This is a genomic window from Burkholderia sp. RF4-BP95, from assembly GCF_001521985.1.
Classification (GTDB): domain Bacteria; phylum Pseudomonadota; class Gammaproteobacteria; order Burkholderiales; family Burkholderiaceae; genus Burkholderia; species Burkholderia diffusa.
Window position 1 is genome coordinate 220,467 of sequence record NZ_LOSX01000073.1, and the last position, 15,493, is coordinate 235,959.

Sequence of the window (15,493 nt, forward strand, 5' to 3'; positions counted from 1 at the left end):
TGTCTGCGCGCGCGGCGCACGCCGCGCGATGGAAGCGGTTCCGGCGATGCGCGCGAGCAGGCGCCGCCGGGTTTCGTAGTCGGATCGGATCGTCATCGGAAAACCGCCGCGCCGCTACGAGGCGCATCCCTTTTTGCGCGGTGTCGCGTCGCTACACTCGTCCCATTCAACGGTCCGCGCGACACGGGGCATGACGGCCCGTGCCCGGCGGCGACAACGACAGGACGACGGCACGATGGCAGAACCGAAGGCGCTCCCTCGCGACTGGCAGCGGATCTTTTCCGCCGGCCGCAGCGTGTCCGGGCGACGTCTCGGGGCATCGCCGCGCGCCGACCTGTTTCTCGCCGCGTTCATCGTGTCGGTGGTCGCGCTGTTCATCCTGCCGCTGCCGCAAGCCGCGCTCGACGGGATGATTTCGCTGAACCTCGCCGCGAGCGTCGTGCTGCTGACGGTGTCGACCTACGTGCCTTCGGCGGTCAGCTTCTCGTCGTTTCCCGCGCTGCTGCTGTTTACGACCCTGTTCCGGCTCGCGCTGAACATCGCGTCGTGCAAGCTGATCCTGTTGCACGCGAACGCGGGCCACGTGATCGACGCGTTCGGCCGGCTCGTGGTCGGCAACAACGTCGTGGTGGGCGGCGTGGTGTTCCTCGTGATCGCCGTCGTGCAGTTCATCGTGATCGCGAAGGGCTCCGAGCGGGTCGCCGAAGTCGGCGCGCGCTTCTCGCTCGACGCGATGCCGGGCAAGCAGATGAGCATCGACGCGGACCTGCGCGCGGGGATCATCAGCGCCGACGAAGCGCGCGAGCGTCGCGAGAAGCTCGAACAGGAATCGCAGATGCACGGCGCGATGGACGGCGCGATGAAGTTCGTGAAGGGCGACGCGATCGCGGGCCTCGTGATCGCGTTCATCAACATCGTCGCGGGCATCGCGGTCGGCACGCTGATGCACGGCATGGACATCGGCGAGGCACTGCAACGTTACGCGATCCTGACGGTCGGCGACGGGATGGCGTCGCAGATCCCGTCGCTGCTGGTGTCGATCGCGGCCGGCATCGTGACGACGCGCGTCGCGACGCGCGACACGCGGCAGCGCCAGCTCGGCGAACAACTGGGCGAGCAGCTCGGCGCGCATCCGCGCGCGCTGCTGATCGCGGCGCTGGTGCTGGCCGGCTTCCTCGTCGTGCCCGGTTTTCCGAAGTGGTCGTTCGCGCTGATCGCGTTCGGCCTCGGCGCGTTCGCATTCACGCAGCTGAAGCGCAAGACGACCGCGCCGAGCTTCAACCTGATTCATATCGCCGGCCGCATCGGCGCGACCGACGACGGCCAGCCCGCGAAGGTGTCGCATGCGGCGGGCGTGACGTCGCTGATCGCGGTGTCGCTGTCGGACGACCTGCGCACGACGCTGAACCTCGCGCAGCTGCAGACCGCGCTGTCGAGCGCGAAGGCGCGCGTCGACGCGGATATCGGCACGGTGTTTCCTCGCATCACGCTGAACGACGACGAGGGCACGGCGGCCGGCACGTACCGGATCTATCTGCAGGACGTGCTCGCCGCGCATGGCGCGCTGAAGCCGGGCTGGCTGCTGTGGGACGGCGTCGCGCCGCTGCCCGAGCGTGCGGAGCGCCAGCCGGCCGAGGCGTTCGGTCCGTTCGCGACCGCGCTGTGGATCAAGCCCGACGGCGCGGCGCCGGACGGCAAGTGGCTGACGAGCGAAGGCGCGCTCGCCGCGCACGTCGAACAGATCGTGCGCCAGCATGCGGACGAACTGCTCGGCATCCAGGAAACGCAGGCGCTCGTGCACCTGGTGCGCCGCGAGCATCCCGAACTCGTCGGCGAACTGACGCGGCTCGTGCCGCTGCAGCGCGTAACCGAGGTGCTGCGCCGGCTGCTTGCCGAACAGGTGCCGATCCGCAACCTGCGCGTGATTTTCGAGAGCCTGATCACGTGGGCGCCGAACGAACCCGACGACGTGATCGCGCTGGTCGAGCTGGTGCGCGTCGACCTGCGCCGGATGATCACCGATCGGCATGCTGGCGCGACGCGGCAGCTGCGCGTCGTGCTGTTCGAGCAGAACCTGCAGGAGCGGATCGAGAACGCGGTAATGCGCACGAAGCAGGGCAATTTCCTCGCGCTGTCGAGCGCGATCAAGCAGGACATCGGCGAACAGGTGCGCGCGATCGTGCAGGCCGCGACGTCGGCGCAGGCGGCCGGCGCGGGCGGCCACGGCAACCCGCAAGGCGCGGCGCGGCTCGCGGTGATGGTCGCGCTCGGCGCGCGCCGCTACGTGAAGACGATCCTGCAGCCGGTGCTGCCCGAACTCGCGGTGCTGTCGTACCAGGAGGTCGAGGAGGACGTGCAGCTGCATACGGTCGGCTGGGTGAAGAACCCGCCCGACGACGGCACGCTCGGCGCGGGCGCCGGCGTGCGCGCGCCGGGAGTCGCGCAATGACGAGCTCGACGATCCTCGACCTGACCCGGCAGGCGCTGATGCTCGTGCTGCTGCTGTCGCTGCCGATCGTGCTGATCGCCACCGTCACCGGCCTCGTGGTCGCGATCCTGCAAGCGGTCACGCAGGTGCAGGACGCCAACATCGGCATCGCGGTGCGGCTGATCGCCGTGATGGTCGCGCTCGTGCTGCTGTCGGGCTGGCTCGGCAGCGAGGTGCTGCGATTCGCGCAACAGGCGCTTGAACGCATGTTCGTTTCTTCCTCAGGAGTGCTTTGATGCGTCGACGCGTCACCCCGATCCGGTTTCAACCGCGCCGCCTGCAACGGGCCGCGCTCGCCATGTGCGCGACCGCGCTGCTCACGGCATCGCTGTACATGACGGTCGCGCATCCGGCGCGCGCGGCGGACCTGCGCTGGCGCAACAAGCCGTTCACGATCGTCGCGAACGGCAAGAAGATCGGCGATTTCATTCGCGAGCTCGCATCGTCGCAGGGCGTGACGGCCGTGGTCGATCCGAAGGTCGACGGCGTGATCAGCGGCCGCTTCTCGGGCACGCCGCAGCAGACGCTCGACACGATCTGCTCGACCTACGGGCTCACGTGGTACTACGACGGCTCGTTCCTGTACGTCGATCCGGCCGACCAGTCGCAGACGCAGATGATCCCGATTCCGCCGAACGCGGCCGGCGAGATCGGCCGCTCGCTGCAGGCGATGCAGATTCCCGACAAGCGCTACACGCTCGTGATCAACGACCGCGCGAACAGCGTGTACGTGGCCGGCCCGCGCCGCTACGTGGAGCTCGTGCGGCAGGCGGTCGGCTCGGTCGGCGACCCGTCGGCGAACGGCGCGCATGCGGACATCCGCGCGTTCCGGCTCAGGTACGGCTGGGCGTCCGATTTCACGATCAACCGCTCGGGCAAGGAAGTGACGGTGCCGGGCGTCGCGACGATCCTGCGCCGGCTGTTCGGCAAGGGCGGCGGCACGAGCGAACTGCCGTCGAGCACGCCGCTCGGGCAGGCCGCGCGTCAGGTGAAGCTCGGCTCGGGGCTGACGATCGCGGTGCCGCGGCTCGACTTCCCGGACATGTCCGGCGGCCCGCGCCAGGGCGGCTACGGCGGTGCGGACGGCAGCGCGGGTGGCTTCTCGCCGTTCTCGAGCGGCGGCGGTGGCGACACGCTGCCGCAGATCGTCGCCGATCCGGCGATCAACGCGGTGATCGTGCGCGACCTGCCGGAGAACATGTACCGCTACCAGTCGCTGATCAACCAGCTCGACGAACGGCCGCGCATCGTCGAGATCAACGTGACGATCATCGACATCAACGAGGATTCGCTCGACAGCCTCGGGATCGACTGGCGTCTGCACACGACGCACGGCGACGTGCAGATCGGCAACGGCCAGAATCCGCTGAACGGCAACACGCAGTTCAACGGCGCCGGCAATCCGCCGCTGACGTTCGGCATCGGCACGTCGGAAACCGGGCAGACCGGCGCCTTCATGCCGACCGGCATCGCGCTGACCGCGTCGATCGGCGGCTCTTTGCGCAACTATCTGCTCACCCGCGTGAACGCGCTCGCGCAGAAGGGGCAGGCGCAACTGCGCTCGAAGCCGAAGGTGCTCGCGCTCGACAACACCGAAGCCATTCTCGAGAACCTTACGCAGTTCTACGTACAGGTGCAGGGCTACCAGGATTCGTCGCTGTACAGCGTGACGACCGGCACCAGCATCAAGGTGACGCCGATGATCGTCGACGAGGCGATCCGCAACGCGGCCGCCGTGTCGGGTAACCCGCAGAGCGTGATGATGTCGATCGACATCCAGGACGGCAACATCGTGCCGGGCCAGGCCGTGTCGAACGTGCCGGTGATCCAGCAGCGCAACATCGTCACCAAGACGATGATCGACGAAGGCAAGAGCCTGCTGATCGCGGGCTTCAACGACGACGAGGTGCGGCTGAACAAGAGCGGCGTGCCGTGGCTGTCCGACATCCCGCTGATCGGCAACCTGTTCAAGTACACCGACAAGTCGGGCAACCACATGGAGCGGTTCTATTTGCTGACGCCGCGCGTGGTGACGACCGCGTCGATGTACGCGCCGGACGGCTCGCCGGTGAATCCGGGCGCCGACGGGCCGGCCGGTTCGAACGGCACGTCGATGTATCGCCCGCCGGACAACGACATCGCGGTGCCGCTCACGCCCGCGCCGCTGCCCGGCACGAAGTTCGGCCCGCCCGCGCTGCCGCCGCCGAAGGATTCGGCCGCGCAGCCCGTGGCGACGACCGCAGGAGCGTCCACTCATGTCGACGACCATCATTGACCCGCACGGCGATGGCGCATTGCCCGGCGGCGGCGCGGCCGGATCGGCCGCGCTCGCGTCGCCGTGGAACCTGTGCTTCCTCAGCGGGCCGATGTACGGCCGCACGATGTCGCTCGCGCGCGGCGCGAACTGGGTCGGCACCGCGGCCGACTGCGAAGTGATCCTGCCCGATCGCGAGATCGGCGCGAAACAGGTGTGCCTGCAGGTCGGCGCGCTCGCGGTGACGGTGCAGAACCACGGCGGCGACGGCGGGGCGCCCGTGCTGTTCAACGACGAGCCGCTCGGCGCGGGCCGCCGCTCGATGACGCCGCAGGACGTCGTGACGGTCGGCTCGATCAAGCTCGGCATCGCGCGTCATGCGCAGGCGAGCGTCGCGGTGCCCGACGAGGCCGACACGCAGGACGCCGCGCGCGAGGCCGCGTGGCTCGGCTGGCTCACCGGCGGGCTGCGACGTCTCGGCAGCCGGCGGCTCGTGATCGCGGTCGTCGCGCTGTGGATCGGCGTGCTGCTCGGCGCGCTCGGTTACGGCTTCGTCGCGTGGTCGGGGCGCCTGCCGTGGCAGCACGAGTCGGTGCTCGCGCGCACGCACCGGCTGCAGCAGCTGCTGCACGCGTATCCGGAGCTCGCCGTCGCGCCGCGCGACGACGGCGTGATCGTGTCGGGCTACGTGAGCGACCCGGCCGCGCGGGAACGCGTCGCGCAGATCGTCGCGGGCGTCGACAACGCGGCGCTGGGCAACATCTACGTGGTCAGCGATCTCGTCGCGACCGCGCAGACGTATTTCAGCGACACGGCACTGACGGTCACCTATCTCGGCCGCGGCCGGATCGAATTGACGGGTGCGGCCGAGCGCGCGCAGATCGAGCCGCGCATCCGCAACTACATGAAGGATGCGCGTCCGGCGCTCGAGGTGGTCGACCACGTGCGCGACGCCGATGCCGCCGCGCCGCGCACCGCGACGACGCTCGGCGGCGTCGCGGGGATTCCGGAGATCACGACGGTATTCGCGGGCGACGGCGACCAGCGCTACATCGAGACGGCCGACGGCAGCCGCTATTTCGAAGGCGCGCGGTTGAAGGAAGGGCCGACCGTCGTGTCGATCGGTCCGGACGAAGTCGTGTTCGAGCGCAACGGCCAGCGCATCACGATGCCGCTTGGCGGCGCGTCCGCGAGCGCGCCGGAGCGGGCGCCGGCGCCGCCCGTGCCGCCGCTCGCGAGCGGCGCGGCGGCCGGCGTCGCGCAGCCGGTGCCGGGCCCGACGCTGCCGCAGGATGCGCCGGCGACGCCGGCCGTCGCGGCCGCCGGTGCATCGAAGGAGGCGGCGCACTAGCGTCGCGACAGGATTTGCGCATCGCGCGTCGCGCGGTGCGCGCATTACGCGACACGCCGCATGCATGCGGCGCGTCACGTCGCCGGCGGGGCATGGGGCCGCCGCCGGAAAGTGGATGACGTTCTTCACGCAAAAGGAGCGAAATATGGGTGCCTCGGCAGCAGGTAGCGCGGGTGGTCCGAACGATACGACCCAGGTTCAGCAGCAGGCGGACGACCTGACCAAGACGCAGCTCGAACTGACGAAGATCAACTTCCAGGTTCAGCAGTCGACCGCGACGTTCGAAACCAGCAACGCAGTAACCGCGCAGGAAGGGACGGCGAACGCCCAGGTTGCGCAACACCTGAGTTCCGCCGGCCGCGCATGAAGCCGGTCGCCGGCCGCGCCGCGCGACGCCACATGCCCGGGCCGCCCATGACGGGCGCCCGGCGGGGCGTGTGCGCGTGCCGGCCGGCTCGTTCCCGGCTCTGCCGGTCAAGGAGGACACGATCATGTCGGTAACAGGCGTAGGCGCGGCGCCGCCGGGCGTGGCCGCGCTCGCGGGCGCCGTGCAGCAGGCGGGCACGGCGTCCGATCCGGCGCAGGTGCGCCAGTTCGATGCGTTGATGCAGCCGGGCGCGGCCGCGGCATCGCCGTCGGCATCGGGCGTCGCGATGTCGCGCGCGCCGGCCGATGCGGCGCCGGCGGTGCAGATGATGCCCGCGACACCCGCGCAGGCGAACCATTCGTCGCTGGTCGAGCGGTTGCGCACGTACGGCAACGATCTCGACACGCGGTACGCGAACATCGACAAGCATCGCACCGAGATGCTGACGTCGATGGCGGACAATCGCAGCGATCCGCTGATGACGATGGTGAAGGCGATGGATTTCCAGTGGACGGCGACCACCACGATTTCCGAATACCAGTTGAGCCTGTCGGTCGCGCAGGCGGCGAACGGCTTCACGCACACGGTGCTGAAGACGCAGGAGTGACGAAGGCCGGTGCGTGTGCCCGAAGCGGCCGCGCGCCCTGAAGCGGACAAACGATGACGACGATCGATTCGACGCCGCGCATGCATGCGTGGCGCAGCCGGGCAGCGCGAGCGCTGCTCGCGGGACTGCTCGCGCTGCTGGCCGGCTGCCAGAAGGAGCTGTACTCCGGCCTGTCGGAGCGCGACGCGAACCAGATGGTCGCCGTGCTCGGCGATGCGGGCATCAGCGCGTCGAAGGACAACGACGCGCGCGACACGTCGGATCGCAACGCATGGCAGGTGAGCGTCGCGGACGGCGACATGCAGTCGGCGCTCACCGTGCTGCAGGCGAACGGGCTGCCGAAGCCGAGCTATGCGAGCCTCGGCGAGCTGTTCCAGAAGCAGGGGCTCGTGTCGACGCCGGCCGAGGAGCGCGTGCGCTATCTGTACGGCGTGTCGCAGGACCTGTCGCGCACGCTCCAGGACATCGAGGGCGTGGTGGTCGCGCGCGTGCAGGTCGTGATTCCGGAGAACGATCCGCTCGCGGACAAGATCAAGCCGTCGTCGGCGGCCGTGTACATCCGCTACCGGCCCGGCGTGGACCTGCGCGCGATGGCGCCGATGGTCAAGGACCTCGTCGCGCACAGCATCGAAGGGTTGCAGTACGACAACGTGTCGCTGTTCCTGCAGCCGGCCGCCGCGCGCGCGACGCGCGTGGACGGCATCGGCAGCGCGGTGTCGGACGTCCTGCGGCTGCGCTCGCCGCTCGGCTGGCTGGTGTTCGCGCTGATCCTGCTGACCTGCGCGGTGATCGCGCTGTCGGCTGCGCGGCGCGGGATGTTCGGCGCCCGGCTGGCCGGGCTGGTCGGCACGCCGCGCGGTGCGAACGGGGCCGGCGGTGCGTCCGCGTCGTCGGGCGGCGGCCTGCGCGCGCCGGACGGCGCGCGCGACGGCGCATGAGCGAACACGCCGCGCTGCCGCCGGGTGCCAGGCCCGATGCCGCGCCGCTGCCGTGGCTGCACCCGCTCGCGCCGCCGCCGCCCGCGCGGCTCGCGGCGTTTCACGCGCTCGTTTGCGAATTCAACCTGCGGCCCGACCGCTATCTGCACGTGACGCGCGTGCCGGCCGAGTGGCCCGCGCGCTATCGCTCGCCCGACGCGTTCGGCCCGGCCGGCCGCAAGCTGCTTGCGCGCCATCTGCTCGACGCGAACGACGTGGCCGCGCATCACGACTTCGACGTCGCCAATCCGTGCGCGCGGCTCGCGCTGCTGCCCGGCGCGGCGCTCGAGCAGCTTGCGTCGTATGCGGGGCTGCTGCTGCATCGCGGCTGGCTGCGCGACGCGTTGACCGTGCGCCGCATTCGCGCGGAAATCGCGGCGAAGCTCGGCGGCGACGCGCTGGAACTCGCGCTCGAGCGCGCGCCGGAATTCGGCGCGCTCACGGATACGCTCGAACCGTGGCGTGCCGATCCGGCCGCGCTGCCGGTGGTGATCCGCGCGCGCGGCGGGCGGCTGCTCGCGGATTTCATCGGCGTGGCCGGCGACGCGGTCGCGCGGCGCGCGCGCCTGAAATTCAACCGCGCGATCGACGACGAAGCGCCGTACTGGCTGAACCGCGCGCAGCGCGACCAGTTCGGCGAGTTGCTGTTCCTGTTTCTGATTCCCGAGAGGCTTGCGTCATGGGACTGGCTTTTCTGATCACGAGCGACAACCTGCAGCTGCTGTCGGAGCGCAAGGTGCTCAAGGAGCGCGAATACGCGGCGCTGCTCGACGCGTCCGCGGTGATCGCGACCGCGCGCGACGAGGCCGCGCGCATCGTCGCCGATGCGCAGCGCGAATTCGACAAGCGCCAGGCGGCGGGCTACGACGAAGGCATGCGCCGCGCGCAGCGCGAGCATGCGGCGCAGGCGTACACGCAGGCGCTGGCCGCCGCGCGCACGATGGAGTCGATGAAGGATTCGATGGCCGACATCGTCGTGAAGGCCGTGCGCGCGATCGTCGGCGAGATGGGCACGCAGAAGCTCTACGAGGCCGCGCTCGCGCGGATCGCGCCGCTCGTGCGCGACGAGGCGTTCCTGATCGTGCGGGTCGCGCCGGGCCGCGAGGACGAGATGCGCGACGCGCTCGACCGCGCATTCGCCGGCCAGTCGAATCGGCAACGGATCCGCATCGTCGAGGATGCCCAGCTCGAACGCCACGCGTGCACGGTCGAGACGCCGTCCGGGCGCATCGACGCGAGCCTCGACCTGCAGATCGACGCGCTGCGCCAGGCGATCCGCCGCGATGCGCTGAAGGGCACGTCGCGATGAACACGCCGCTCGACGATCCGCAGTCGTTCGGCGGCGACAGCGACGACGATGCGGCGCCGTTCGATCGCGGCCGCCTCGTCGGCGACCTCGACGCGGGGCTCGCATTTTTCTCGCCGGTGTCGGTCCAGGGCCGCGTCAATCACGCGGTCGGGCAGATCCTCAACGCGACCGGCATCCGCGCGCGGCTCGGCGAGATCTGCGAACTGCGCACGCCGAACCAGCCGACGCTGCTCGCCGAAGTGGTCGGCTTCTCGCGGCAGACCACGCTGCTCACGCCGCTCGGCGACGTGGCCGGGCTGTCGCCGGAGACGACCGTCGTGCCGTCCGGGCGCGAGCACGTGTTCCCCGTCGGCGAAGCGCTGTTCGGCCGCGTGCTCGACGGGCTCGGCCGGCCGCTCGACGATCGCGGGCCCGTGACGGGCGCCGCGTGGGTATCGACGCAGCAGGACCCGCCGAACCCGCTCGCGCGCAAGATGATCGACACGCCGTTTCCGACCGGCGTGCGCGTGATCGACGGCCTGATGACGCTCGGCATCGGCCAGCGTGTCGGCATCTTCGCACCGTCCGGCGTCGGCAAGAGCACGCTGCTCGGGATGATCGCGCGCGGCGCGCAGGCCGACGTGAACGTGATCGCGCTGGTCGGCGAACGCGGCCGCGAAGTGCGCGAATTCATCGAGCACAGCCTGTCGCCCGAAGTGCGTGCGCGCTCGATCGTCGTCGTGTCGACGTCCGATCGTCCCGCGATGGAGCGCGTGAAATCCGCGCTGGTCGCGACCGCGATCGCCGAGCACTTCCGCGACGCGGGCAAGCGCGTGCTGCTGCTGGTCGATTCGCTGACGCGCTTCGCGCGCGCGCAGCGCGAGGTCGGTCTCGCGAGCGGCGAGCCGCCGACGCGGCGCAGCTTCCCGCCGTCGACGTTCGCCGTGCTGCCGCGCCTGCTCGAACGCGCGGGGCAGGGCGCGACCGGATCGATCACCGCGCTGTACACGGTGCTCGTCGAAGGCGATGAGGAATCCGATCCGATCGCCGAGGAAGTGCGCTCGATCCTCGACGGCCACATCGTGCTGTCGCGCAAGATCGCGCTCGCGAACCGCTATCCGGCGATCGACGTGCTCGCGAGCCTGTCGCGCGTGATGCCGCTCGTCGCGAGCCGCGCGCATCAGCACTCGGCCGCGCGCGTGCGCGAGCTGATCGCGAAGTACCAGGAGATCGAGCTGCTCGTGCAGATCGGCGAGTACCGCGAAGGCAGCGACCGGCTCGGCGATCTCGCGCTGCGCGCGCGCGATGTGATCGGCGCGTTCTGCACGCAGGCGTCGCACGAGGACGTGCGTTTCGACGCGCTGCTCGCGAAGCTGACGAAACTCGCGAACGACCATGTCTGAAGCCGACGACCGTCTTGTGCTCGCGACGCTTGCGCGCCTGAAGCGCGTGCGCGAGATGCGCAGCCAGATCGCGCGCGTGGCGGCCGCGCGCCAGCAGGGCATCGCCGCGCAGAGCCGGCGCGCGCTCGATGCCGCGCACGCGCAGCTCGCGCGGCAGGTCGCGGCGAAGGCCGCGATCCAGACGCGGCTCGCCGACGACCTGCGCGAGGCGCGCGCGCTGCAGAATGCCGCGGCCGACACGCGCACGTTCGATCGTCACATCGGCGTCGCGAATGCGTCGGTTAGCGAAGCCGCGCACGTGCACCGCGATCACGAGGCGACGCTCGCGGACCTGCAGCGCGCCGCGCGCAAGGCGAAGGCCGCCGAGGACAAGCTCGACAAGGCGGGCGAGAAGGCATTGCAGGCGCGCGCCGCGCGGGTCGAGCGCGACGCCGACGAGGTCGCGGACGCGCATGCGGTGCGGCGTTTCGCGACAGCCGGCGTGTGGGCGGGCGATGCGCCGGAGCATGCGGCGGGGCAACCGGAGATGGCCGCCGTATTCGATGCGGAGATGGTGTCGCGGCCGGCGGATGCGGATGCGACGGCCGCGACCGACTCCCCCGACACTGTCGACTCGACCGCTGCCGATGCTGCAACCCCTCCCGCCGCCGCGGACCGCCGATGCTAGACCACGCCGCGAATTTCAACGACATCGCCGGCACGCTGCGGCCGCTGCTCTACGTGATGCCGCGCCTGCTGCCGGTCATGTTCGTGGTGCCGGTGTTCAACGAGCAGATCGTCACGGGCCTCGTGCGCAACGGAATCGCGGTGGTGATCGCCGCGTTCGTCGCGCCGGTGATCGATCCGGCGCAGGTCGCCGCGCTGCCGTTCCTGATGTGGTGCCTGCTCGTCGCGAAGGAGGCGGTGGTCGGCATGCTGCTCGCGGGCGCGTTCAGCGCGGTGCTGTTCGCGATCCAGGGCGTCGGCTACCTGATCGATTTCCAGACCGGCAGCGGCAGTGCCGCGTTCTTCGATCCGATGGGCGGGCACGAGGGCGGCCCGACGTCAGGCTTCCTAAATTTCGTCGCGATCGCGCTGTTCGTCACCGCGGGCGGCCTGCAAGTGCTGGTGCAACTGTTCGCGCAGTCGTACGCGTGGTGGCCGATCGGCTCGCTCGGCCCCGATTTCTCGTCGATGCTGGAGACCTTCGTCGTGCGGCAGACCGACACGATCTTCGAATGGATGGTGAAGCTCGCCGCGCCCGTCATCATCGTGCTGGTGCTCGTCGAGCTCGGCATCGGTCTCGTCGGGCGCGCGGTGCCGCAACTGAACATCTTCGTGTTTGCACAGCCGGTGAAGAGCGCGCTCGCGGTGCTGATGATGGTGCTGTTCCTGCCGGTGGTGTACGCGTCGCTGCATGCGCTGCTGAGTCCCGACAGCGGGCTGATGGCGCTGTTGCGCGCGCTGTTCGCCGCGCACGGCGGCGCGTGACGGCCCGCCGGAACCGGAGCGACGATGGCCGAAAAGAACCAGCAGCCGACCGCGAAGCGCCTGCGCGAAGCACGCCAGAAGGGCGACGTGCCGAAGAGCGCGGAGACGATCTCGTCGGCGTTCTTCGTCGGCGTGTGCGTCGCGCTCGCGGTCGGGCTCGGTACGCTGTTCGCGCGGCTGCAGGCGCTGTTCCGGCTCGTGTTCGATGCGGCCGGCGCGGCCGATCCGTCCGCCCGGCTCGCGGCGCTGATCGACGGCGCCGCGCGCGACTGGGCGCTGCTGTCCGCGCAGATCGTCGCGGCCGGGCTGCTGGCCGGCCTGCTCGCGGGCTTCGTGCAGGTGGGCGGCGTGATGGCGTGGAGCCGGCTCGTGCCGCAGCTGTCGCGGCTCAATCCGGCCGAGGGGCTGAAGAACATGTGGTCGATGCGCAACCTCGTGAACCTCGCGAAGATGCTGCTGAAGACCGTGCTGCTCGCCGCGACGCTCGGCTGGCTGATCGTCGAGTCGCTCGACCCGTCGGTGCAGTCCGGCTTCACGCGGCCGATGTCGATCCTCGCGCTGATCGTGAAGCTGCTGATGCTGCTGTTCGGCTGGGCCGCGCTGATCTACATCGTGATGGCGCTGATCGACATCGTTCACCAGCGCCATGAGTTCAACCAGAAGATGAAGATGTCGATCGAGGAAGTGCGGCGCGAGCACAAGGAAGACGAGGGCGATCCGCACATCGAGGCAAAGCGCCGGCAGCTCGCGCGCGAAGCGCAGTTCTCGTCGCTGCCGGACCGGATCGGCTTCGCGTCGGTGGTCGTCTATTCGTCGAGCGTCGCGGTTGCGCTCTATTACGGCGGGATCGGCACGCTGCCGTGGGTGCTCGCGCGCGGCGAGGGCGAGGCGGCCGAGCGGATCGTGCGGCTCGCGCGCGACGCGCTGCGCCCGACGCTCGCGAACGCCGGCCTCGCGCACGCGCTGTACGAGAGCACGCCCGAAAAGGGCACGATCCAGCAGCAGCATTTCCGCGAGGTCGCGCAGTTGCTGAAGTGGGCGACCGGCGCGGCATGACGGGTACGGCACGCCGGGCCCGGATCGCCGGCATGCACGCCGTTCGCCGATGCGGAATGATGTGGACCCTTTTCCGGCCTGCCGGGCCGATCGCACGTCGGGCTTGACGCGGCTTTTTTTCCGGATTTGTCCGACATTCATCCATGAATTATTGCTGATTTATTTCTTCGTAATATGGCTCGACCGTCAGCCGGGCGGCGGGCCGCGAGGTTGCGCCGCCGCTGACGGACCAGGTCAACAGAGGCAGACAAATCAAATGTGCGGAATCGACGGCTTTCTGAATAGCGTCGCCTTCGATGAGGAGACAGCGCGCGGCACGCTCGCGCGAATGACGGCGAGCGTCGCGCATCGCGGGCCCGACGGGCAGGGCCTCTGGGTCGACCCGGAGGCTGGCATCGCGCTCGGTCACCGGCGGCTTGCGATCGTCGATCTGTCGGTCCACGGCCGGCAACCGATGGCATCCGCGTGCGGCCGCTACGTCATGGTCTTCAACGGCGAAATCTACAACCATCGCGAGTTGCGCGCGGAGCTCGAGCGCGCGGGGCGCGCCCCGGCGTGGCGCGGCCACTCCGACACCGAGGTGCTGATCGCGGCGATCGTCGCGTGGGGCGTCGAGGCGACGCTGCGGCGCGCGACCGGCATGTTCGCGTTCGCGCTATGGAACCGCGCGTCGCGGGTGCTGACGCTCGCGCGCGACCGGATCGGCGAGAAGCCGCTCTATTACGGCCGGATCGGCGACGCACTGGTGTTCGCGTCGGAGCTGAAGGCGCTGCGCGGCTATCCCGGCTTCGACGGCACGATCGATCGCGACGCGCTGTGCCTGTACCTGCGCCAGTCGAGCGTGCCGGCGCCGCATACGATCTATCGCGGCATCAGCAAGCTGCCGCCGGGCACCTTCATCCAGTTCGAGCATGCGCGCGACACGCCGCGCGTGCGCGCGTACTGGACGCTCGAGCAGGCGATCGAAGCGGGCCGCGAGCGGCCGTTCGAGGGCAGCGCCGACGAGGCCGTCGGGCAGCTCGACACGGTTCTGCGCCAGGCGGTTGCGCGGCAGATGGAAGCCGACGTGCCGCTCGGCGCGTTCCTGTCGGGCGGTATCGATTCGTCGGCGATCGTCGCGCTGATGCAGGCGCAGTCGGCGAACCCGGTCGACACGTTCACGATCGGCTTTCACGAGGCCGGTTACGACGAAGCCGGCTACGCGAAGGCGGTTGCGCGCCATCTCGGCACGCGCCACACCGAGCTTTACGTGACGGCCGACCATGCGCTCGGCGTCGTGCCGAAGCTGCCGACGATCTACGACGAACCGTTCGCCGACGCCTCCCAGATTCCGACCTTCCTCGTGTCCGAGCTGACGCGCCGGCACGTGAAGGTGAGCCTGTCCGGCGACGGCGGCGATGAGCTGTTCGGCGGCTATACGCGCTATTTCCTGACGCCGCGCCTGTGGCGCAAGCTGCATCGCGTGCCGGCGGCGGTGCGCGCGCGGATCGCCGCCGCGCTGCACGCGCTGCGCCCCGATCACGCGGACCAGCTCGCCGCGGTCGCGCAGGGCGCATGGGGCGGTGTGGAAGCGCGCGACTCGGCGACCCGCATCGGCGACCGGCTGCACAAGCTCGGCCACGTGATGACGGCCGAGAGCCGCATCGGGCTGTACCGGCTGCTGATGTCGTCGGTGCATCATCCGGAGCGCATCGCGCTCAGCGGCCAGGAGCCGCCGACGCCGCTCGATACCGTGTCCGCATGGCCCGCGAACCTGAGCTTTGCCGAGCAGGCGATGGCGATCGACACGCTCACGTACCTGCCGACCGACATTCTCGCGAAGGTCGACCGCGCGGCGATGGCGGTCAGCCTCGAGACGCGCATGCCGTTCCTCGACCATCACGTCGTCGAATTCGCGTGGCGGCTGCCCGCGTCGGTGCGCTTGCCGGAAGGGCAGTCGAAGGCGCTGCTGCGCCGGCTGCTTTACCGGTACGTGCCGCCGGCGCTGATCGACCGGCCGAAGCAGGGCTTTTGCGCGCCCGTCGATCACTGGCTGCGCGGCGCATTGCGCGACTGGGCCGACGCGCTGCTGCAGCCGTCGCGGCTGCGCGACGAGGGCTTCTTCGATGCGGCGGCCGTCGAGCGGCTGTGGCGCCAGCATCAGGCGGGCCGGATGAACTGGCAGCACCAGCTGTGGACGGTGCTGATGTTCCAGGCGTGGCTGGAACATCAGCGGGCGGCGTAACGCGCGGC

General features: G+C 70.2%; 14 protein-coding genes. All 14 read left to right on the forward strand.

Annotation, left to right across the window (positions count from 1 at the left end; genetic code table 11):
* Window positions 1-235: 235 nt before the first annotated feature.
* The 14 genes from sctV to asnB all read left to right on the forward strand — a co-directional run bounded on the left by sctV (window position 236) and on the right by asnB (window position 15,485).
* Window positions 236-2,449: a type III secretion system export apparatus subunit SctV gene (sctV, locus tag WS46_RS25395; RefSeq protein ID WP_059692201.1), complete on the forward strand. Its 2,214-nt coding sequence runs from the start codon at window positions 236-238 to the stop codon at window positions 2,447-2,449.
* Window positions 2,446-2,724, forward strand: coding sequence for a type III secretion system export apparatus subunit SctS (gene sctS, locus WS46_RS25400; protein ID WP_011659215.1), 279 nt, complete (start codon window positions 2,446-2,448; stop codon window positions 2,722-2,724). The genes sctV and sctS overlap by 4 nt, the downstream gene beginning before the upstream one ends.
* Window positions 2,724-4,763, forward strand: a complete 2,040-nt coding sequence (gene sctC / locus WS46_RS25405; protein ID WP_059692135.1) for a type III secretion system outer membrane ring subunit SctC — start codon at window positions 2,724-2,726, stop codon at window positions 4,761-4,763. Before sctS ends, sctC begins: the two co-directional genes overlap by 1 nt.
* On the forward strand, window positions 4,744-6,093 hold the full coding sequence (gene sctD, locus WS46_RS25410) for a type III secretion system inner membrane ring subunit SctD (protein ID WP_059526765.1): 1,350 nt from the start codon (window positions 4,744-4,746) through the stop codon (window positions 6,091-6,093). Before sctC ends, sctD begins: the two co-directional genes overlap by 20 nt.
* Before the next feature lie 145 nt (window positions 6,094-6,238).
* The gene (locus WS46_RS25415) at window positions 6,239-6,460 is read left to right on the forward strand and encodes a hypothetical protein (RefSeq protein WP_059527208.1); all 222 of its coding nucleotides are present in this window, start codon (window positions 6,239-6,241) and stop codon (window positions 6,458-6,460) included.
* A 124-nt stretch (window positions 6,461-6,584) separates the two neighbouring features.
* Window positions 6,585-7,067: a hypothetical protein gene (locus WS46_RS25420; RefSeq protein WP_059692202.1), complete on the forward strand. Its 483-nt coding sequence runs from the start codon at window positions 6,585-6,587 to the stop codon at window positions 7,065-7,067.
* Window positions 7,068-7,120: 53 nt separating this feature from the next.
* Entirely contained in the window at window positions 7,121-8,005 is an 885-nt protein-coding gene (sctJ, locus tag WS46_RS25425) for a type III secretion system inner membrane ring lipoprotein SctJ (RefSeq protein WP_059526762.1), read from the forward strand.
* Window positions 8,002-8,742 carry a SctK family type III secretion system sorting platform protein gene (locus WS46_RS25430; RefSeq protein ID WP_059692136.1) on the forward strand — a complete coding sequence of 247 codons (741 nt, stop codon included), beginning with the start codon at window positions 8,002-8,004 and terminating at the stop codon, window positions 8,740-8,742. Before sctJ ends, WS46_RS25430 begins: the two co-directional genes overlap by 4 nt.
* Complete coding sequence (gene sctL, locus WS46_RS25435; protein WP_059526757.1) at window positions 8,724-9,353, forward strand: type III secretion system stator protein SctL; 630 nt, start codon at window positions 8,724-8,726, stop codon at window positions 9,351-9,353. The genes WS46_RS25430 and sctL overlap by 19 nt, the downstream gene beginning before the upstream one ends.
* On the forward strand, window positions 9,350-10,735 hold the full coding sequence (locus WS46_RS25440) for a FliI/YscN family ATPase (RefSeq protein ID WP_059692137.1): 1,386 nt from the start codon (window positions 9,350-9,352) through the stop codon (window positions 10,733-10,735). Before sctL ends, WS46_RS25440 begins: the two co-directional genes overlap by 4 nt.
* On the forward strand, window positions 10,728-11,402 hold the full coding sequence (locus WS46_RS25445) for a hypothetical protein (RefSeq protein WP_059692138.1): 675 nt from the start codon (window positions 10,728-10,730) through the stop codon (window positions 11,400-11,402). The genes WS46_RS25440 and WS46_RS25445 overlap by 8 nt, the downstream gene beginning before the upstream one ends.
* Window positions 11,396-12,205: a type III secretion system export apparatus subunit SctT gene (gene sctT, locus WS46_RS25450; RefSeq protein ID WP_059526749.1), complete on the forward strand. Its 810-nt coding sequence runs from the start codon at window positions 11,396-11,398 to the stop codon at window positions 12,203-12,205. The genes WS46_RS25445 and sctT overlap by 7 nt, the downstream gene beginning before the upstream one ends.
* Window positions 12,206-12,229: 24 nt before the next feature.
* Complete coding sequence (locus tag WS46_RS25455) at window positions 12,230-13,261, forward strand: EscU/YscU/HrcU family type III secretion system export apparatus switch protein (protein ID WP_059692139.1); 1,032 nt, start codon at window positions 12,230-12,232, stop codon at window positions 13,259-13,261.
* A 256-nt stretch (window positions 13,262-13,517) separates the two neighbouring features.
* Window positions 13,518-15,485, forward strand: coding sequence for an asparagine synthase (glutamine-hydrolyzing) (asnB, locus tag WS46_RS25460; RefSeq protein ID WP_059692140.1), 1,968 nt, complete (start codon window positions 13,518-13,520; stop codon window positions 15,483-15,485).
* Window positions 15,486-15,493 lie beyond the last annotated feature (8 nt).